Raw genomic sequence first — 19,538 nt, 5'->3', positions numbered from 1 at the left:
TAGGCTCACCCCCGATGAGCACGCACGAGCCACTGACGGACCGCGACGGCAGTCCCGCACCCACGGGTACGGACACGCCGGCGCGGTCCGTTGCCGTTTCCGGGCCGGACCTGGACGCCGGGGGTGGCGTCGGGGGCACCGGGGGCACCGAGAGTGTCGAGGGTGTCGGTGGTGCCGGTGGTGCCGGTGAGGTCTCGGGTGACGCGGGCGGCGACGAAGCCGCCGGCGACGAGGACGCCGGTGGGCGGCGGTGGTCGCGGGACCTGCTGTGGATCGGCGCGGTGTGCGTGGTCGTGCTGCTGCTGGTGAACGCCTTCGTGGCCCGGCCCTTCGCGGTGCCCTCGGGCTCCATGGAGGGGACGCTGCGGCCCGGTGACCGTGTCCTGGTCAACCAGCTCGCCTACGCCTTCGGCGGGCATCCCCAGCGGGGCGACGTGGTGGTCTTCGACGGCATCGGCTCCTTTCTGCCCTACCGGGACGAACCGTCCGGGGTGAAGCGGTTCCTGAGCGGGGCCGGGCTGGCCCCGGCCGGTGACACGGTTTACGTGAAGCGGGTGATCGGCGTGGGCGGCGACCGGGTCACCTGCTGCGGCTCCGACGGCCGCCTCCGGATCAACGGAGTCCCGCTGGACGAGAGCGACTACCTGCTCCCCGGCGACGCACCGTCGGCGGTACCGTTCGACATCGTGGTTCCTTCCGGCAAGTTGTGGGTGATGGGCGACCACCGCAGCGCGTCCCGCGACTCCCGGGACCACCTTGGAGAGCCCGGAGGCGGCACCGTGCCCGTGGACCGGGTGATCGGACGCGCCGACTGGCTGCTCTTCCCCCTCGACCGGACGACCTCGCTCGACCGGCCGGCGGCATTCGCCGCGATTGAGGGGACCGGTGGCCATGGGGAGCAGAGGTAGACCCCGGGCCGCCACCGACGGCACGGCCGGCACCGGGGGCCGCCCCGACCACGAATCGCCCCAGGAGCCGCCGGAATCCGTGTACCTGCCCGCCCCTGCTCCCGAGGACTCCGGCGGAGTCGACGATGCCGACAGGACCAGCGGGGTTGGGGGCACGGCCGAGGACGGTGGGGTGGAGGGCCCGGCCGAGGACGGTGGTGACGGCGCCATAGGCGGCCGGCCCGGGAGGGGCCGCGCCGAGCGGCGGCGCACCGCCAAGCGGGTCGCGCGCCGTGGTCGGCGCTCCTTTCTTCGCGAGTTGCCGGTGATCGTGCTGGTGGCGCTGGTCATCGCGGTGGTGCTGAAGACCTTTCTGGTCCAGGTGTTCGTCATTCCCTCCGGTTCGATGGAACCGACCCTGCAGGTCGGTGACCGCGTGCTGGTGGACAAGCTCACCCCGTGGTTCGGCTCGGAGCCGGAGCGCGGCGAGGTGGTGGTCTTCAAGGACCCGGGCGGCTGGCTGGAGAACGAACGCAAGTCGTCCCCCGACGGGTCCGTGCTGCACCGGGCGAAGTCGGTGTTCTCCGCGGTGGGACTCCTTCCTTCCGACGACGAGCGGGACCTGATCAAGCGGGTGATCGGTGTCGCCGGCGACACCGTGGAGTGCTGTGACGCCCAGGGCCGACTGAGCGTGAACGGCACCCCGGTGGATGAGCCGTACATCGCGCCGGGCAACGTGCCGTCGCGGATCACCTTCAAGGTGACGGTTCCTCAGGGCCGGATCTGGGTGATGGGGGACCACCGCGATCTGTCCGCGGACTCCCGCTACCACATGGGCAATCCGGGTTCCGGGACCGTGCCGGTGGGGAACGTGGTCGGCCGTGCGTTCGTGGTCGCATGGCCGCTCTCCCACTTCGGTCAACTGGGTGTTTCCGATTCACTCTCCTCTCTGCCGGTGCGAGTGGCAGGATCATCCGCCGTTGGGCCGATTCCTGCGGAACCCCCGCTCGTTATGGGTGTGTTGGGCGTCCTCCCGGTCGTTGTTCGGCGGTGGAGAGCGCGCCGGCGGGCCGGGCCGATGGCTGACTGATGTTCCGGTCGGCGCGTGGAAACACGGGCTGGCCGACCGGGAGTGATAGAGAAGTGCTGAAGTGCTCGGTTCCGGCCTGGTGTCGGGCGTGCCCGAGTAGGGCAAGCCAGAGGCGGGTTTTCGATCGATCGCAGAGTGTGGTGCCCGCTGTGCGGCACTGGTGAGCGCGGGCGCGCAGGCGTCCGCACAGCAGGGAGGAGATGTCGTGGGGGATCTGGTGATCGGTGCCCGCTCAGGTGCTCCGGAGCCCGACGGTGAGCCTTCGGGCAATGCCGAGGGTCGGCACGTGGAGGACGGTGACGCCCTGCGGGCGGCCGAGTCCGACGCGGCGGAGGAGGGCGATTCGGAGTCGTCGGGCAGGGCCAAGAAGGCTCCCAAGCAGCGCTCCTTCTGGAAGGAACTGCCGATCCTGGTCGGCATCGCCCTGATTCTGGCCCTGGTGATCAAGACCTTCTTCGTCCAGGCGTTCTCGATTCCGTCGGGTTCGATGGAGAACACGTTGCAGGTCGGCGACCGCGTGCTGGTGGACAAGCTCACCCCGTGGTTCGGCTCGGAGCCGGAGCGCGGTGAGGTGGTGGTGTTCAAGGACCCGGGCGGCTGGCTGAACGACGAGCCCGCCCAGCGCAGCAGCAACTCCTTCGTGCGTGGCATCCAGGACGTCTTCAGCTTCATCGGGCTGATGCCGTCCAGTGACGAGAAGGACCTGATCAAGCGCGTCATCGCGGTCGGCGGCGACACCGTCGAGTGCCAGGGGTCCGGCCCGGTCAAGGTGAACGGCCTCGCGCTCGACGAGCCGTACATCTTCGCCGGCAACACCCCGTGCGGGGAGAAGCCGTTCGGTCCGGTGAAGGTGCCGGACGGTCGGATCTGGGTGATGGGCGACCACCGCGCCAACTCCCTGGACTCCCGGTACCACATGGACCAGCCGGGCGGCGGCACCGTGCCGGTCGGAAACGTCGTCGGCCGCGCGTTCGTGGTGGCCTGGCCGATCGGTGACTGGGCGACGCTGCCCGTCCCCGACACCTTCGACCAGAAGGGTCTGGCGGCCGGCGGGCCGCTCGCCCCGCCGCTGGCCGGTGCGGCCCTGGCCGCCCCCGCCGTGTGGTGGGTGCGCAAGCGCCGTCGCTGACCGGTCGCATCCTGTCCGCGACCGACTCTTGCGCGGGCCGTGGTACTCGTGAGTAGTCTGCTCGCACGTGCCACGGCCCGCAGTGCTGTCCAGCCCAGGACAGCGAGGACCGGGCCGGCAGCGAGCGCTCGCCCGGAGCGCGTGAGCGCCAGGAGAGGGCGAAGCCGATGAGCAGCGTCGCGGAGCGGACACCGCCCACCGAGGCCCGACCGGCTCGCCGCCGGAGTTCGGCGTCGATCGTGCAGGGCCTGGTGATCGCGATCGGATTCGTGATGCTGGTCGGGGGTTTCGCGGTGCTCGCCGTCCAGTACCGGCCCTACAAGATCCCCACCGGGTCGATGGCCCCGACACTGCAGATCGGCGACACCGTCCTCGCCCACACCGCCGACGGGAAGTCGATCGGACGCGGCGACATCGTGGTCTTCCAGGACTCGGACTGGGGCGACGCCACCCTGGTCAAGCGGGTGGTCGCGGTCGGCGGCGACACCGTCTCCGGCGACCGCGAGGGGCGGATCACCGTCAACGGCCACCGGGTGGAGGAGCCGTACCTGGCGAAGGCCACCGTGCTCACCACCGAGTTCTCGGTGACGGTGCCCGAGGGACGGCTGTTCCTGCTCGGCGACTTCCGCGGGAACTCGTTGGACTCGCGCAGCCACCTGGAGGTGGCCTCCGGCTCCGTTCCGGCCTCCGCGGTGAAGGCGAGGGTCGAGGCGGCGATCCTGCCGATGTCCCGGGCAGGGCTGGAGGGGCGCACCACAGCCTTCGACGAACTGGGTGCGCCGCGTGCGCACCAGGCGGGCGCACTGCTGCCCGCCGCCTGGACGTCGGTCGGCGGGGCGGCCCTGATCGTGCTCGCCTCGGCGGCGGGCTGGGCGGTCTCGCTGGGCCGCAAGCTGCAGGGGCGGCGGAAGGCCTGAACCAGGAGCCGGCGGCACCCCAGGGCCGGCCCGGAAACGCGCGCAGAACCTCAGGACGGAGCTGAACCAGGTGGCGATCGAGCGTCGCAGAGCCGTTCGCGTGCTGCTGCTGGACCCGGACGGGCGCGTCCTGCTGCTGCACGGGACCGACCCGGCCACGCCGGGCGCCGAGTGGTGGATCACGCCGGGCGGCGGCATCGAGCCGGGCGAGAGCCCGGTCGAAGCAGCCCGGCGCGAACTCGGCGAGGAGATCGGGCTGACCGAGGTGGAGTGGGGACCGCTGGTTGCGTACGGCACGGTGGAGTTCTCCTTCCGAGGCAGGGACTACGAACAGGAACAGTGGTTCCACCTGGCCCGCACCGGTCGGCGCGAGGTGGCACTGCGCCAGAGCGGAGCGGAGGAGCACGCGCTGCTGCTCGGCCTCCGCTGGTGGACGGCGGGGGAGTTGAGGACCACCGCGGAGACCGTGTACCCGCGCGGACTGGCCGCGCTGATCGAGCAGGTTGTGGCGGAAGGACCGCCAGAACCGCCAGTCCGGCTCTGAGCACTGGCCCGGTGGTCCACAATGGGGTGGACGTGACGAGTGAGGGGACGCTTGGAATGAGTGCCGAAGACCTCGAGAAGTACGAGACCGAGATGGAGCTCAAGCTCTACCGGGAGTACCGGGATGTCGTCGGCCTGTTCAAGTACGTGATCGAGACCGAGCGGCGTTTCTATCTGACGAACGACTACGACCTGCAGGTGCACTCGGTGCAGGGCGAGGTGTTCTTCGAGGTGTCGATGGCGGATGCGTGGGTCTGGGACATGTACCGACCGGCCCGGTTCGTTCGTAAGGTCCGCGTGCTGACTTTCAAGGACGTGAATATCGAGGAGCTGGCGAAGAGCGATCTCGAGCTGCCCTCGGACGACTCCGCGTTCGGGAACTGACCGCTCTGCGGCTGAACGGCCGGCCCGGGAGCGCCCCGGGCCCGACCGCCTGGGGTGGGCGAGGAACGGCGCGGCCGACCGCGCCCTTCCCCCGAGCCGCCGCACCGTAATGACCTGCGGCGATGCCCGGGCCACCGAGACTGGTCGCTGAGATCTCCGGTTGTCCAGCGCATTTTTGGATTTGTCACTCGGGCGAGGGACCTGAGTTATCCACAGGCCCGAGTTATCCACAGGTCCGGCGATTTCGTTGGCCCACTTCCCGGCCGTGGCGGCAACCTTCCGGCCGGAGGTGATTGCCGTGCAGAATCCCAACAAGATTTCCACCAACGGCCTCGGACGCTACGGCGAGGAGGTCGCCGCCCGCCGGCTCACAGAGGGTGGGCTGTGCATCCTGGAGCGCAACTGGCGTTGCGCCGAGGGCGAGCTCGACATCGTCGCACTGGACGGGGACACCCTCGCGGTGTGCGAGGTGAAGACCAGGTCCGAGCGTGGCTTCCAACAGCCGTCCGAGGCGATCGACCGGACCAAGGCCGACCGACTGCGCCACCTTGCCGAACGGTGGCTCGCCGAACGCTGGCCGATGCACTTCTCCCGACTGGCACTGGCTGCCGAGCTGGGCGACGACGGCGAACCGCCGGACGAAGTCACCGCCGCCGGTCCGGCACCCCCGCCGCCGGGCGGAGTCCGCATCGACCTGGTCGCCGTGGTCAACCCCCTCAGGGGCGCCGCCGCGGTCGAGCACCTGCGCGGGGCGGTGTGAGATGGCCTTCGCCCGCACCTGCTCGGTCGCCCTGGTCGGGGTGGACGGCGTCGTGGTCGAGGTACAGGCCGACCTCGAACCCGGACTCGCTGCCTTCAGCCTGGTGGGCCTCGCCGACAAGGCCCTCCTGGAAGCTCGCGACCGGGTCCGCGCAGCCGTCTCCAACAGCGGCGAGAAGTGGCCGCTGCGCAAACTGACCGTGGGCCTCACCCCGGCCTCGGTACCCAAAAGCGGCAGCGGGTACGACCTGGCCGTCGCCTGCGCCGTACTGGCGGCCGCCGAACGGCTCGACCCCGCGTCGATCGACGGCCTGCTGATCATCGGCGAGCTCGGACTGGACGGCCGGGTACGCCCGGTGCGCGGCGTCCTGCCCGCAGTACTCGCCGCGGCGGACGCCGGCTACCGCCAGATCGTGGTCGCCGAACAGACCGCTGCCGAGGCCGAGTTGGTGCCGGGCGTCTCCGTCCTCGGGGTGCGAACCCTGCGCCAACTCATCGCGATCCTCACCAACGCCCCCGTCCCCGACGAACCGCCCGACCCGTCCACCGGCCGCCCCGACTCTTCGTTCGCCGGACTCCTGCTCCCCGGGCTCGGCGTCCGCGACGTCACCTCGGACCAGGCCTGCCGACCCGACCTCGCCGACGTGGCCGGGCAGCACGAAGCCAGACAGGCCCTGGAGATCGCCGCAGCGGGCGGCCACCACTTGTACCTCAAAGGGCCGCCCGGAGCCGGCAAGACCATGCTGGCGGAACGGCTCCCCGCCCTGCTCCCGCCGCTCACCCAAGCCCAAGCCCTCGAAGTGACCGCGATCCACTCCGTGGCCGGCCTCCTCCCACCCGACCGCCCACTGATCGACACCCCGCCCTACTGCGCGCCGCACCACTCGACCACCATGCCCGCCATCGTGGGCGGCGGGACGGGACTGCCCCGACCCGGCGCCGTCTCCCTCGCCCACCGAGGCGTGCTCTTCCTCGACGAGGCACCCGAATTCCCGGCCCGGGTTCTCGACGCCCTGCGCCAACCCCTCGAATCAGGAGAGGTGATGATCGCCAGAGCCGCGGGCTCGATGCGGCTGCCCGCCCGCTTCCTGCTCTGTCTGGCTGCCAACCCCTGCCCCTGCGGCCGCTATTCGTTGAGAGGAGAAGGCTGCGAATGCACACCCGTCATGGTCAACCGCTACCAGGCAAGACTGTCCGGGCCGTTGCTCGACAGAGTGGACCTCCAGGTTCAGGTTTCCGGGGTCAGCAGAGCCGAGCTGATGCAGCACGGAGTAAAGGCCGAGAGCACGGCCACGGTCGCCGAACGCGTACGGGAGGCCCGCGAACGAGCCGCCGCTCGCCTCGCCGACACCCCGTGGCGGACGAACGCCGAAGTGCCCGGGCACGAACTGCGCACGCGCTGGCAACTCGCACCCGGCTCGCTCGCCGACGCCGAGCGTGACCTCGACCGCGGCCTGCTCACCGCACGAGGCCTCGACCGGATCCTCCGCGTCGCCTGGACGGTCGCCGACCTCGCCCGCCGACCTCGCCCCACCCGCACCGACGTCCAGACCGCGCTCACCCTCCGCACCGGAGTCCAGCGCGTCACCCGCCCGACCGACCGCCGGCCCGACCCGCACTACGACACGGATGTCGACCTGGGAGGCGAACTCTGACCGCTCGTCACCCGGCACCGAACCGCCCGCCCATCGAACCACCACAGGAGGACGTCCATGACCGCAGCACTTCCCGCGTCCCAACAGCACGCCACCCCCACCGCCACGACGAGCCGGCACTGCACCGCCGAACCGGCCACCGCGAGTCATTCCACTCGCACGGGCGCGGCGCGGGGCGACCCGCGAGCCACCCGCCCCGCCAGGTGGGCCGCGGCGGCGACCACGCCGGACCCGCCCGAGCCCGATCGGGTGGCCAGGGCGGCCCTCACCCGGCTGATCGAACCGGGCGACGCGGCCATCGGCCGGGCGATCCAACGCCTCGGCGCGGTCGGCCTGGTGCAGGGCTTTTACCACGGAGCATCGCCGAGCCGGCTGGGGCTGGGAGCAGACCGGATCTCCGCTTACCAGGAGAGGCTGCGAAAGTTCAACCCGGCCACGGACCTCGAACGAATCGCCAAGCTCGGTGGGAAGTTCATCATTCCGGGCGACACCGAGTGGCCCTCACAGCTGGACGACCTCGGAGACGGCCGCCCGGTCGGACTGTGGATCCGGGGCCGGCCGGGGCCACGACTTCCCTCGCTGCGCCTGCTGGCACTGAGGTCGGTCGCCATCGTCGGATCCCGGGCCTGCACCGCCTACGGGCGGCACATCGCCGGCCAACTCGGCTCCGAACTGGCCGAGCGCGGTTGGGTGGTGGTCTCCGGAGCCGCGTACGGAGTCGACACGGCGGCCCACCTGGGCGCGCTGGCCGTCAACGGGATGACGATCGCGGTCCTGGCCAGCGGCGTAGACATCTGCTACCCGCGCGGGAACGAGTCACTGATGGCCCGGATCGGGGACGCCGGGCTGCTGGTGAGCGAACTGGCGCTCGGGATGAACCCGACCAGGTTCAGGTTCGTGCTGCGGAACCGGGTGATAGCGGCGCTGACCCGAGGAACTGTCGTGGTCGAGGCGGCGCCGCGCAGCGGAGCGCTCAGCACCGCACGACGCGCCCTGGACCTCCATCGGCACACGATGGGCGTCCCGGGCCAGGTGACGTCCGAACTCTCCGCAGGAGTTCATGCGTTGATCAGGAGCGGTGCTGCGACGCTCGTCACCAACGGTGCCGAGGTGGGCGAGCTGATCGGCTCCATCGGCGACGACCTGGCGCCGGAGCGAGCCGGCCCGATCCTTCCGCGCGACGCGCTGGCACCGCCCGTGGCCCGCGTCCTGGAAGCAGTGCCGGCGAGCACGGACGGCGCGCCGGTGCAGCGACTCGCCCAGTACGCGGCGCTCTCCGACCAGGAGACCGTGCACCACCTGCACGAGCTGAGCTCGCTGGGTTTCGTCGAGCGGCACGGGGCGCATTGGAGGCTGGTGCGACGCAAGTGATCGGATCTGCGCAACAGCGGACACGGAAAGTCGACCGAACGGAGCACGCCGTCAACAGGAAGGAACCCCAGGTGAGTTGAGAGCAGCGCCGAAGCGGCTGAGCCCGGGTGGGCGACAACGGTGAACCAGTGTGACGCGGAGGCTCCGACGTGTCGGGAGAGGTCTGCGCTGGTCGGCGGGCCGGCGGGGACGGCGCACTCGGCGGCCGGTCGGGGCGCGTTCCACGACGCGCCGGTGAAGCCCGCCACTGCCACCGGATCGGGGGACGCCCGAGTGGCGGTAGCACTGTGCAGCTACTTGGTCACGCTACGCTCCCTTATGGCGTCCCTATCAGCACATGACTCGGCAGAACGGCGCAGACCAACGCATGCCCACTCACATTCCCGGACACAGGGTGACCGGTGACGGTCGGTCCTCGGACGGGACGGGGGCCGAGACCCGCAACGCCGCGGAGCTGCGGGCCAGGCCCTCGGGAGTCGTGGGAATGACGAGGTCGGGCACCCCCCCGACCGCGACCCCACAGTCCCAGGCCCGTCCCGCCTCGCCCTCGCCCCTTCCCCGTCCCCCCGTCCCCCAGGGGCCGTCGGACCGGCAGTCCTCGACGCGCCCACCCGTCGAGCGCCCCGGCCAACTGCTGCCCTGCCCACAGACAGGGCCGTCGAGCTCCGCGGCCAGACCCCGGCCGCGCACCGAGGAGCCCGCCGACGGTCCACCGAGCGGGTCGGCCCCGTTCGGCGGGCCGCGCGCCGAACAGCCGGGCACCGACCGCCCGGGCGACGGCGGGCCGCCGAACGGGCGGACCGCAGCCGACGAACCACCGGAGAGCGCCTCCGCCGCCGAGGCGGCGGCTTCGAACGGTCGGGCGGTGCGTGGTCAGTCCAGGCGCGGCGCGCGGTCGAAGGTGAAGCCGGGCGAGCCTCCGGTCCGGAGCTCACAGGTTCGCAGGCAGGCGAACGGCCCGGAGGCGGAACGTTCCGTGGAGACGCCCGCCCCGGCACCGACGACGGAACCGGAAGGCGACGCGTCACAGCCCGGGCCGTCGGCGGCTGGTCCGTCGGCGGCTGGTCCGCCGTCGGCTGGTCCGCCGTCGGCTGGTCCGCCGTCGGTCGGTCCGCCGTCGGTCGTGCTGCCCGGGCCGGCCACGGCACCGACGCCCGCGTCCGTGCCTGCGCCCGCGCCCACTCCCGCGCCCGCGGCGGGTGTCGCGGAGGACACGACGGAGAACCCGGGCGGGGGAGGGGGGCGGGGCGGGGCGAAGGGCGGCGACCAGTCGGCGCTGAAGGCGCTGTGGCGCTCGTACAAGGAGACGGGGGACCACGGGCTGCGCGACCAGCTGATCCTGCACTACTCGCCGCTGGTGAAGTACGTCGCGGGGAGGGTCGGGGTCGGGCTGCCGGCCAATGTGGAGCAGGCGGACTTCGTGTCCTCCGGAGTGTTCGGACTGATCGACGCCATCGAGAAGTTCGACATCGACCGGGCGATCAAGTTCGAGACCTACGCGATCAGCCGGATCCGCGGCGCGATCATCGACGAGCTGCGGGCGCTGGACTGGATCCCGCGGTCGGTGCGGCAGAAGGCGAAGGCGGTCGAGCGGGCCTACGCCACTCTGGAGGCCCGGCTGCGGCGGACGCCGCACGACCCCGAGGTCGCGGCGGAGATGGGCATCGCGCTGGACGAGCTGCACACCATCTTCAGTCAGCTGTCGCTGGCCAACGTGGTGGCGCTCGACGAACTGCTGCACTCGGCGGGCGAGGGCGGCGACCGGCTGACCCTGATGGAGACGCTGCCGGACAACGGCGCCGACAATCCGGTCGAGATCGCCGAGGACCGCGAGCTGCGCCGTCTGCTGGCCTCCGCGGTCAACACCCTGCCCGAGCGGGAGAAGACCGTGGTGACGCTCTACTACTACGAGGGCCTGACGCTCGCCGAGATCGGCCAGGTGCTCGGGGTGACGGAGAGCCGGGTCAGCCAGATCCACACCAAGTCGGTGCTGCAACTGCGGGCGAAGATGTCGGACGTCCGCTGAGAGCGGGCCACGACGCGAGGGTCGACAGGTCGGCGGGTGCGCGGTGTGCGCCCCCGTCGGCCGTCGGCGTCCGTAGAGTTGGTGCGTGCCGAAAATCCGGGCGGCCACGGTGGCCGAGCATCGACAGTTGCAGCAGGCAGCACTGTTGGACGCTGCGCGCGTCCTGTTGGCGGAAGGTGGCAGGGAGGCGCTGAACTTCGGCGCCCTCGCTGCGCGCACCGGCCTGGCGAGGTCCTCGGTGTACGAGTACTTCCGGTCCAAGTCGGAGCTGGTGGAGGCGCTCTGCGCGGTGGACCTCCCACTGTGGGCCGCCGAGATCGAAGCCGGCATGGCGGCCTGTGACGGCGCGGCCGAGCGGATCGAGGCGTACGTCCGGGGCCAGTTGGCGCTGGCCACCGACCCGGTGCACCGCGCCCTGGTGGCCGTCGCGGAGTACGAACTCGACGACGCCGCGCGGGCGCGGATCAGGGCCGCGCACACCGGTCTGACCGCGATGGTGGTGCACACCCTGGAGGAGCTCGGCCATGCCAGGCCGGCCGTTGCCGCCTCGCTGCTGCAGGGCGTGGTGGAGGCGGCGGTCCGCCAGATCGAGCGGGCCAGGGAGGCCGCCGACGAGACGGAGATCGCCGACACGGCGGTGCGGTTCGCGCTGGACGGTCTCCGGTCCGGCGCCGTCGCTGCGCCCCAGGTCGAGCCGGAGCCCGGTCCGGCCCCGAGCTGATCCGACGGAGGGGCCGTCGAGCGGCAGCAGCCGGGCGCGGCCGGTGCCGAGCAGGGCGAGCGGGTCGAGGTAGCGGGCGCCGCGAAGCAGGCCCCAGTGCAGGCAGTCGACAGGACAGTGCCCCGAGTCGCCGGTCAGCTCGCCGATCCGGTCGCCCGCCGCGACCGCGGTGCCGACCGGGACGAACCCGGCCACCGGAAGGTAGCTGGTCCGCAGCGGGGGAGTGCCCGAGCCGGGGTGGGTGACCACCACGACCGGACGCCCGGCCACCCGCCCGGAGAACGTCACCACACCGGGCGCGGCCGCCCGCACCGTCGCCCCGGCCGCAGCCGCCAGATCCACGCCCCGGTGCCCGGCAGCCCAGCGCGCCGGAGGCGGGTCGAACCGCCGCAGCAACCCGGAGCGGTCACCGACCGGCCACACCCGCCCCGGCCCGGGAGGCACCGGCACCGCCGCAGGCCCCACGGCGGCCACCGCCGCCGGCGGACGCCCGACCGCACCCGCACCGGCGAGCACCGGGGCGACCAGCGCGACCGCCAGTGCCACCCCCACCCGAAACGCCCCGACCAGCCCCACGTCGACCCGACCTCCTCCCCCGCACGGCGAACACGGCGCACACCACGACAAGCCCGCTCGGCGGGCGCGTCCCCCACCATGGAGGCCCGACCGCCCGCAGCACCCGCCGATTCCGGAAGCTGTGGACAAACCCGGGGCTGTGGACAACTGCCGTCCCCCGCAGGGGTGAACGCCGGTCGCCGGCCCGCCCGCAGCGGTGCTGAACAGGGCGGCGGGACCGCACGGAGTCGCCCGCCGCTCGGGGCTTCCCGTACACTTCACACGCGACCCGGTCTGCCGGGTCGACTTCGCACGCCCCGCCACCAACGGCCGCCCCTCCGGGAACGGTCGCACGGTGCGAGTGCCGCTCGGTCCGCCGAGCCTGCCGAGGCCGCAAGCCCCGAGCAGGCCAAGCGGCTTGGCACGTCGGGGCGTCAGGCGTGGCGGTCACCCGACCGACACGGACAACCGAGAGCCCCGGCACCCCGCAGAGCGCACCTGCCTCGCGGCGCGCCGGGCGACACAGAGGAGCACGGCACATGGCCGTCGTCACGATGCGGGAGCTGCTGGAGAGCGGCGTCCACTTCGGTCACCAGACCCGTCGTTGGAACCCGAAGATGAAGCGCTTCATCTTCACGGAGCGCAACGGCATCTACATCATCGACCTCCTGCAGTCGCTGAACTACATCGACCGCGCCTTCGAGTTCGTCAAGGAGACCGTTGCCCACGGCGGCAGCGTCCTCTTCGTCGGCACCAAGAAGCAGGCCCAGGAGGCCATCGCCGAGCAGGCGACCCGCGTGGGCATGCCGTACGTCAACCAGCGCTGGCTGGGTGGCATGCTGACCAACTTCTCGACCGTCTACAAGCGTCTGCAGCGCCTCAAGGAGCTCGGCGAGATCGACTTCACGGATGTGGCCGGCTCGGGCCTCACCAAGAAGGAGCTCCTGGTCCTCCAGCGCGAGTACGACAAGCTGGAGAAGACCCTCGGCGGTATCCGCGACATGCAGCGCGTCCCCAGCGCTGTCTGGATCGTGGACACCAAGAAGGAGCACATCGCGGTCGGCGAGGCCCGGAAGCTCAACATCCCGGTCGTCGCCATCCTCGACACCAACTGTGACCCGGACGAGGTCGACTACAAGATCCCGGGCAACGACGACGCGATCCGCTCCGTCACCCTGCTGACCCGCGTGATCGCCGACGCCGTCGCCGAGGGCCTGAAGTCCCGCGCCGGTGTCGCCAAGGGCGACGCGAAGGCCGAGCCGGGCGCCGACCAGCCGCTGGCCGCCTGGGAGAAGGAGATCCTCGAGGGCGAGAAGGCCGCCGAGGCCCCCGCCGCCGAGGCCGAGGCCGTCGAGGCCCCCGCCGCCGAGGCCGAGGCCGTCGAGGCTCCCGCCGCCGAGGCTGCTGTCGAGGCCCCGGCCGAGGCTCCGGCCGCCGAGGCCGACCAGGCCTGACGTACCACCAGGGCGAGGGGCACCGGCCGGGCTGAGCCGGTGGGTGCCCCTCTCTCCCGTGCCGAGGCCCACAACCCTGGGCCCCGGCACTTTCCCACGCAGACACGCGAGACGTGAGAAGAGATCACACCATGGCGAACTTCACCGCCGCGGACGTCAAGAAGCTCCGTGAGCTCACCGGCGCCGGCATGATGGACTGCAAGAAGGCCCTGGACGAGGCCGAGGGCAACGTCGAGAAGGCCGTCGAGCTCCTTCGCATCAAGGGCCAGAAGGGCGTTGCCAAGCGCGAGGGCCGTGACGCCTCCAACGGTGCCGTCGCCGCGCTGATCGCCGAGGACAAGAAGTCCGGCGTCCTGGTCGAGCTGAACTGCGAGACCGACTTCGTCGCCAAGGGTGGCAAGTTCGTCGAGGTCGCCAACGCGATCGCCGCGCACGTTGCCGCCACCTCCCCGGCCGACCTGGACACCGCCCTGGCCTCCGAGATCGCCGCGGGCCAGACCGTCCAGCAGTTCGTGGACGAGGCCAACGCGACCCTGGGCGAGAAGATCGTCTTCCGTCGCTTCGCCCAGTTCGACAACGACGGCTTCGTCGCGGTCTACATGCACAAGTCGGACCCGGACCTGCCGCCGACCATCGGTGTCCTCGTCGAGCTCGACAAGGAGAACGCCGAGACCGCCAAGGACGTCGCGCAGCACATCGCCGCGTTCGCGCCGAAGTACCTCTCCCGCGAGGAGATCCCGGCCGAGGAGCTCGAGAACGAGCGCCGCGTCGCCGAGGCCACCGCTCGCGAGGAGGGCAAGCCCGAGGCTGCCCTGCCGAAGATCGTCGAGGGTCGCGTCACCGGCTTCGTCAAGGAGAACTCCGTCCTGGAGCAGGCGTTCGCCAAGGACAACAAGAAGTCCGTCGCCAAGGTCCTCGACGAGGCCGGCGTCACCCTCAAGCGCTTCGTTCGCTTCCGCGTCGGCGCCTGAGACCGTTCCGCGCAGCTCCTCCCGCCAGGACCGGCCCCGAGCCGGACATAAGGTAGGAGAGCGCCCGTCCGCAGGGACGGTGGAACGCGCCGATCGCGCCCTCCAGTACCCCATGAGGGCGGCGTCGGCACCATGAACGACGAGGAGGCCATTGCCGTGCAGGAGACCGTACCGGTTCCCGCGGCAGTGGCCTCCTCTCGTGTACACGGCACCGGGCCCGCACGCCCGGTGGCGTGAGTAGCACTTGCAGATCTGCTGACCAGCAGGCGGAGAAGGGAAAGTCCATGCAGGAGACGCAGGAGACCGCACCGGACGGCACCCGCCGCCGGGTACTGCTCAAGCTGTCCGGCGAGGCGTTCGCCGGCGGAGGCGGCCTCGGCGTTGACCCGGACGTGGTGCACGCCATCGCCCGTGAGATCGCCACGGTGGTCCGCGCGGGGACGGAGGTCGCCATCGTGATCGGCGGCGGCAACTTCTTCCGCGGCGCCGAACTTCAGCAGCGCGGCATGGACCGCGCCCGCTCCGACTACATGGGCATGCTGGGCACCGTGATGAACTGCCTCGCGCTCCAGGACTTCCTGATCAAGGAGGGCATGGAGACCCGTGTGCAGACCGCCATCACCATGGGTCAGGTCGCCGAGCCGTACCTGCCGCTGCGCGCGATCCGGCACCTGGAGAAGGGCCGCGTGGTGATCTTCGGCGCGGGTATGGGCATGCCGTACTTCTCCACCGACACCACCGCCGTGCAGCGCGCGCTGGAGATCCACGCCGACGTCCTGCTGATGGGCAAGAACGGCGTCGACGGCGTCTACGACTCCGACCCGCGCAGCAACCCGGCGGCGGTCCGGTTCGACTCGCTGGACTACACCGAGGTGATCTCCCGCGACCTGAAGGTCGCCGACCTGACCGCGATCACCCTGTGCAAGGACAACGGTCTGCCGATCCTGGTCTTCGAACTGCTCGCCGAGGGCAATATCGCCCGTGCGGTCAAGGGTGAGAAGATCGGCACACTCATCAGCGAGGACTCCGCCCGGGCCTAGGCGTCGGGGGCACTGAGCAGCAACAGCCGTCCGGGGCACCGGTACGGGACAACAGCAGATGAACCGGACAGGGAGCACACAGTGATTGACGAGACCCTCCTCGAGGCCGAGGAGAAGATGGAGAAGGCCGTCGCGGTCGCCAAGGACGACCTCGCCGCCATCCGCACCGGCCGTGCACACCCGGCGATGTTCGCCAAGATCGTCGCGGAGTACTACGGCACCCTGACGCCGATCAACCAGCTGGCCTCGTTCTCCGTTCCGGAGCCGCGGATGGCCATGGTCACCCCGTTCGACAAGACCGCGCTGAAGGCCATCGAGACCGCGATCCGCGACTCGGACCTGGGCGTCAACCCGTCGAACGACGGTTCCGTCATCCGGGTGGTGCTGCCGCAGCTCACCGAGGAGCGCCGCCGCGAGTACATCAAGCAGGCCCGCGGCAAGGGCGAGGACGCCAAGGTCTCGGTCCGCTCCATCCGCCGCAAGGCGAAGGACGCGATCGACAAGCTGGTCAAGGACAAGGAGATCGGCGAGGACGACGGCCGCCGCGGCGAGAAGGAGCTCGACGACCTGACCGCCAAGTTCGTGGCGCAGATCGACGAGCTGCTCAAGCACAAGGAAGCCGAGCTGCTGGAGGTCTGACCCCAGACCCCCGCGCGTACGCCCCGGACCGGCGGTTCATCCGCCCGGCCCGGGGCGCGGCTCGACCCGGGCCGGCACCAAACGGGTCACTCGCGGCGGCCTCCGGTATGGCGAAGGGGGCGGCGCGGCACAGACTCAGTTCATGCCCCCCGCCCAGGAGACCTCCGTGGCCCAGACCGAACAGCAGCCCCGCAAGCCGCGCGGCGGCCGCAACCTGCCCGCCGCGATAGGTGTGGGAGTCGGACTCGGGGCGGTGATCGCGGCCTCGCTGTTCGTGGTCAAGGCGGTCTTCATGGTGGTGGTGGCCGCCGCCGTCGCCGTCGGCATCCAGGAGCTCACCAGCCGGCTCGCCGAGCGCAAGGACATCCACGTCCCGCAGATCCCGCTGCTGGTCGGCGGCGTCGGCATGGTGGTGGCCGGCTACTTCGAGGGCGGCCAGTGGGCGGCGGCGATCCTGGCGCTCACCGGGCTGGCGATGATGGTCGCCCGGATGGCCACGCCGCCGGAGAACTACCTGCGCGACATAACGGCCGGTGTGTTCACGGCCTTCTACGTGCCGTTCCTGGCGACTTTCGTCGCGCTGATCCTGGCCGCCGACGACGGCGCCTGGCGGATCCTGCTGTTCCTGGTCGTCACCATCTGCTCGGACACCGGTGCGTACGCCGTCGGCTACAAGTTCGGCCGCACCAAGCTCGCCCCGACCATCAGCCCCGGCAAGACCCGCGAGGGCCTGGCGGGCGGCATCGGCCTGTCGATGATCGCCGGCGCGCTGCTGATGCACTTCCTGATCGACGGCGGCTCCTGGTGGCAGGGCCTGATCCTGGGCGGCTGCGCGGCCGTCACCGCGACCCTCGGCGACCTCGCCGAGTCCATGATCAAGCGCGACCTCGGCATCAAGGACATGGGCACCCTGCTCCCCGGCCACGGCGGCATCATGGACCGCCTGGACTCGCTGCTCCCGACCGCCCCGGTGGTCTGGCTGCTGCTGACGGTCTTCGTCGGCAACTGACGGGCGCCCGACCGGTACGGCCTCCGATTCGGGGGCCGTTCGCCGTTTATGGGGAGGTTCCGCGGTCTGCGACACTGGACGGACCATGCCTAAGCCCGGAGAACTGACCTTTGTCGCGCCGCGCGGCGCCAAGCCCCCGCGACACCTTGCCGACCTCAGCCCTGCCGAGCGCAAGGAGGCCGTCGCCGAGCTGGGCGAACAGCCGTTCCGCGCGAAGCAGCTGTCGAACCACTACTTCGGTCGGGTCTCGAACGACCCGGAGAGCTGGACTGACATTCCGGCGGCCAGCCGGGGCAAGCTGACCGAGGCGCTGCTGCCCGAGCTGATGTCGGTGGTGCGGCACGTGTCGTGCGACGACGACGAGACCCGCAAGACGCTGTGGAAGCTCTTCGACGGGACGCTGGTCGAGTCGGTGCTGATGCGGTACCCGGACCGGGTGACGATGTGCATCAGCTCGCAGGCCGGCTGCGGCATGAACTGCCCGTTCTGCGCGACCGGCCAGGCCGGGCTGACCCGGAACCTGTCGACCGCCGAGATCGTCGAGCAGATCGCGGCCGGCATGCGTGACCTGAAGTCCGGGGCGGTGCCCGGCGGCGAGGCGCGGCTGTCGAACGTCGTGTTCATGGGCATGGGCGAGCCGCTGGCGAACTACAACCGCGTGCTGTCGGCGATCCGCCGCCTCACCGACCCGACGCCGGACGGCTTCGGTCTCTCCCAGCGCGGCATCACGGTCTCCACCGTCGGCCTGGTCCCGGCCATGCACCGGTTCGCGGACGAGGGCCTGAGCTGCCGCCTGGCGCTGTCGCTGCACGCCCCGGACGACGAGCTGCGGGACGAGCTGGTCCCGGTGAACACCCGGTGGAAGGTCGCCGAGGTGCTGGACGCCGCGTGGAACTACGCGGAGAAGTCCGGCCGTCGGGTGTCGATCGAGTACGCGCTGATCAAGGACATCAACGACCAGGCGTGGCGGGCGGACCTGCTCGGCCGGCTGATCAAGAACCAGCGGGTGCACGTGAACCTGATCCCGCTGAACCCGACGCCGGGTTCGAAGTGGACGGCCTCCCGTCCGGAGGACGAGCGCGAGTTCGTCCGCCGGCTGCAGGCGCACGGTGTGCCGACCACCGTCCGCGACACCCGCGGCCAGGAGATCGACGGCGCCTGCGGCCAGCTGGCCGCGGCGGGCTGAGGCCCCGACTTCCCCGGACTCCCCGGTGGCTCCCGCGAGGGAACCGCCGGGGAGTTCTGCGTCAGCGCAGCGGGCAGAGCGCCAGCGTCAGGCCGCCGGTGACCAGCAGGACGGTGCCGGCGGCCAGGGCGCGCAGGGCGAGGGTGCCGGTGAGCAGGCCGGGCGGGGTGCCGAGGCGGTCCAGGGCGGCGAGGGCGGGGCGGCGGTCGGCGCGCAGTTCGAGCAGGCGGGCGGCGAGCGCGGCGACGGCGCAGGCCAGGATCAGCAGCCCCTCGACCAGGGTGAGCGCGGGGACGTCGGTGTCGGTGCGGGCCCAGCTGCGGCCGGCCACCAGCAGCAGCGCGGCGATCGCGGTGAGCACGGCCAGCGGCGTGCCGAGGCGGTGCGCCTGGGCGGTGAGCGCACGGCCGGCCAGCAGGCGCAGCGGCGCGGGCCGGCGGATCACCATCAGCCGCCCGGTGAGGGCGAGCAGCGGGCCGGTCCACAGGGCGAGCGCGAGGGCGGCGAGCGTCCAGCCGGCCAGCAGGGCGGGGCTGGTGGCGGGGAGGCCGCCGGGCAGGTCGAGGGTGCGTTCGGCGTCGGTGGCGCCGGGCCGCAGTCCGTACAGTTCGAGGCCGATTCCGGCGAGCAGCACGGGCGCGGGCAGGGCGAGCCGTCGGGCGCTCCAGCCGGGCCGGGCGGTTTCGGCGCGGCGGCCGGGCAGGCTGTCGGGGAGGCGGACGGCACAGGCCGCGGCGGTGCCGGCGACCAGTGTGGGGACGGCGAGCAGGGCGACCGGCGCGGCGGCGGGCAGCGGGACGCCCATGCCGATGTCGGCGGCGAGGGAGGGCCCGGCGATGTCGTTGCGCAGCACCAGGAAGAGCAGCAGGGTGAGGCCGGAGCCGAGGGCGCAGGCGAGGGCGATCTCGCCGGCGATCAGCAGCCGGATCCTGCGGGGTCCGGCGCCGGCGGCGGTGAGGCCGGTGATCCGCTCGGGGTGCTGGGCGGGGACGGCGCGGGCCGCGACGGCGGCGAACCAGGCGACGGCGGCCAGCGGGGGCAGGCACCACAGCAGCCGGTCGGTGCCGCCGGCGGGTTCGGCGAGGGCCCGGCCGAGGGCGCGCAGCAGGAAGGCGGCGACCACGGCGGCGGCGCCGGTGGTGAGCAGCCAGCGGGCCAGATCGAGGGCGCGGTAGCCGCGGGCGAGTCCGAGGTAGTACACG

The 19,538-nt window shown here is 71.8% G+C and carries 17 protein-coding genes and 2 pseudogenes; 17 read left to right on the top strand and 2 right to left on the bottom strand.

Annotated elements, in window-relative coordinates; translation table 11 throughout:
- Positions 1 to 14: 14 nt before the first annotated feature.
- The 11 genes and pseudogenes from lepB (AMK19_RS20640) to AMK19_RS20585 all read left to right on the top strand — a co-directional run bounded on the left by lepB (AMK19_RS20640) (position 15) and on the right by AMK19_RS20585 (position 11,482).
- A complete protein-coding gene (gene lepB, locus AMK19_RS20640) occupies positions 15 to 908 on the top strand; it encodes a signal peptidase I (RefSeq protein WP_073813903.1) in 894 nt (297 codons plus the stop codon).
- Between the two features lie 79 nt (positions 909 to 987).
- Entirely contained in the window at positions 988 to 1,977 is a 990-nt protein-coding gene (gene lepB, locus AMK19_RS20635) for a signal peptidase I (RefSeq protein WP_073813901.1), read from the top strand.
- A gap of 205 nt (positions 1,978 to 2,182) precedes the next feature.
- Positions 2,183 to 3,106, top strand: a complete 924-nt coding sequence (gene lepB / locus AMK19_RS20630) for a signal peptidase I (RefSeq protein ID WP_143200316.1) — start codon at positions 2,183 to 2,185, stop codon at positions 3,104 to 3,106.
- 167 nt (positions 3,107 to 3,273) lie between these two features.
- Positions 3,274 to 4,023, top strand: a complete 750-nt coding sequence (lepB, locus tag AMK19_RS20625; protein ID WP_083647142.1) for a signal peptidase I — start codon at positions 3,274 to 3,276, stop codon at positions 4,021 to 4,023.
- Between the two features lie 70 nt (positions 4,024 to 4,093).
- Complete coding sequence (locus tag AMK19_RS20620) at positions 4,094 to 4,567, top strand: NUDIX hydrolase (RefSeq protein ID WP_073813899.1); 474 nt, start codon at positions 4,094 to 4,096, stop codon at positions 4,565 to 4,567.
- A gap of 56 nt (positions 4,568 to 4,623) precedes the next feature.
- Positions 4,624 to 4,950 (top strand): DUF2469 domain-containing protein, encoded by a 327-nt coding sequence (locus AMK19_RS20615; RefSeq protein WP_030458804.1) that lies wholly within the window; start codon positions 4,624 to 4,626, stop codon positions 4,948 to 4,950.
- Between the two features lie 289 nt (positions 4,951 to 5,239).
- Positions 5,240 to 5,710, top strand: coding sequence for a YraN family protein (locus AMK19_RS20610; protein ID WP_241844511.1), 471 nt, complete (start codon positions 5,240 to 5,242; stop codon positions 5,708 to 5,710).
- Position 5,711: 1 nt separating this feature from the next.
- Positions 5,712 to 7,364 (top strand): YifB family Mg chelatase-like AAA ATPase, encoded by a 1,653-nt coding sequence (locus AMK19_RS20605; protein WP_083647140.1) that lies wholly within the window; start codon positions 5,712 to 5,714, stop codon positions 7,362 to 7,364.
- 57 nt (positions 7,365 to 7,421) lie between these two features.
- Positions 7,422 to 8,735 (top strand): DNA-processing protein DprA, encoded by a 1,314-nt coding sequence (gene dprA, locus AMK19_RS20600; protein WP_083647138.1) that lies wholly within the window; start codon positions 7,422 to 7,424, stop codon positions 8,733 to 8,735.
- A gap of 1,276 nt (positions 8,736 to 10,011) precedes the next feature.
- Positions 10,012 to 10,761, top strand: a pseudogene (gene whiG, locus AMK19_RS20590) (RNA polymerase sigma factor WhiG); the annotation flags it as partial.
- Between the two features lie 85 nt (positions 10,762 to 10,846).
- Entirely contained in the window at positions 10,847 to 11,482 is a 636-nt protein-coding gene (locus AMK19_RS20585) for a TetR/AcrR family transcriptional regulator (RefSeq protein ID WP_241844501.1), read from the top strand.
- Positions 11,483 to 11,554: 72 nt separating this feature from the next.
- Here the strand turns inward: AMK19_RS20585 and AMK19_RS38650 are convergent.
- Positions 11,555 to 11,824, bottom strand: a pseudogene (locus tag AMK19_RS38650) (peptidoglycan DD-metalloendopeptidase family protein); the annotation flags it as partial.
- A 752-nt stretch (positions 11,825 to 12,576) separates the two neighbouring features.
- Here AMK19_RS38650 and rpsB point away from each other — a divergent pair.
- From rpsB to rlmN, 6 genes are all read left to right on the top strand, one after another.
- Complete coding sequence (rpsB, locus tag AMK19_RS20575) at positions 12,577 to 13,491, top strand: 30S ribosomal protein S2 (protein WP_073813893.1); 915 nt, start codon at positions 12,577 to 12,579, stop codon at positions 13,489 to 13,491.
- A gap of 131 nt (positions 13,492 to 13,622) precedes the next feature.
- Positions 13,623 to 14,462, top strand: a complete 840-nt coding sequence (tsf, locus tag AMK19_RS20570; protein ID WP_073813891.1) for a translation elongation factor Ts — start codon at positions 13,623 to 13,625, stop codon at positions 14,460 to 14,462.
- A 284-nt stretch (positions 14,463 to 14,746) separates the two neighbouring features.
- Positions 14,747 to 15,502 carry a UMP kinase gene (gene pyrH / locus AMK19_RS20565; RefSeq protein WP_073813889.1) on the top strand — a complete coding sequence of 252 codons (756 nt, stop codon included), beginning with the start codon at positions 14,747 to 14,749 and terminating at the stop codon, positions 15,500 to 15,502.
- 81 nt (positions 15,503 to 15,583) lie between these two features.
- Entirely contained in the window at positions 15,584 to 16,141 is a 558-nt protein-coding gene (gene frr / locus AMK19_RS20560) for a ribosome recycling factor (protein WP_073813887.1), read from the top strand.
- 142 nt (positions 16,142 to 16,283) lie between these two features.
- The gene (locus AMK19_RS20555) at positions 16,284 to 17,150 is read left to right on the top strand and encodes a phosphatidate cytidylyltransferase (protein ID WP_073813885.1); all 867 of its coding nucleotides are present in this window, start codon (positions 16,284 to 16,286) and stop codon (positions 17,148 to 17,150) included.
- A gap of 85 nt (positions 17,151 to 17,235) precedes the next feature.
- The gene (rlmN, locus tag AMK19_RS20550) at positions 17,236 to 18,336 is read left to right on the top strand and encodes a 23S rRNA (adenine(2503)-C(2))-methyltransferase RlmN (protein WP_073813883.1); all 1,101 of its coding nucleotides are present in this window, start codon (positions 17,236 to 17,238) and stop codon (positions 18,334 to 18,336) included.
- A gap of 61 nt (positions 18,337 to 18,397) precedes the next feature.
- Here rlmN and AMK19_RS20545 read toward each other — a convergent pair whose 3' ends face one another.
- Positions 18,398 to 19,537: a hypothetical protein gene (locus tag AMK19_RS20545; RefSeq protein ID WP_073813881.1), complete on the bottom strand. Its 1,140-nt coding sequence runs from the start codon at positions 19,535 to 19,537 to the stop codon at positions 18,398 to 18,400.
- Position 19,538: the final 1 nt, after the last annotated feature.

The sequence above is a fragment of the Kitasatospora sp. CB01950 genome (assembly GCF_001905465.1).
GTDB lineage: Bacteria > Actinomycetota > Actinomycetes > Streptomycetales > Streptomycetaceae > Kitasatospora.
Note: the sequence above shows the minus strand (reverse complement) of the source record. Positions and strands in the feature narration are given on the sequence as shown.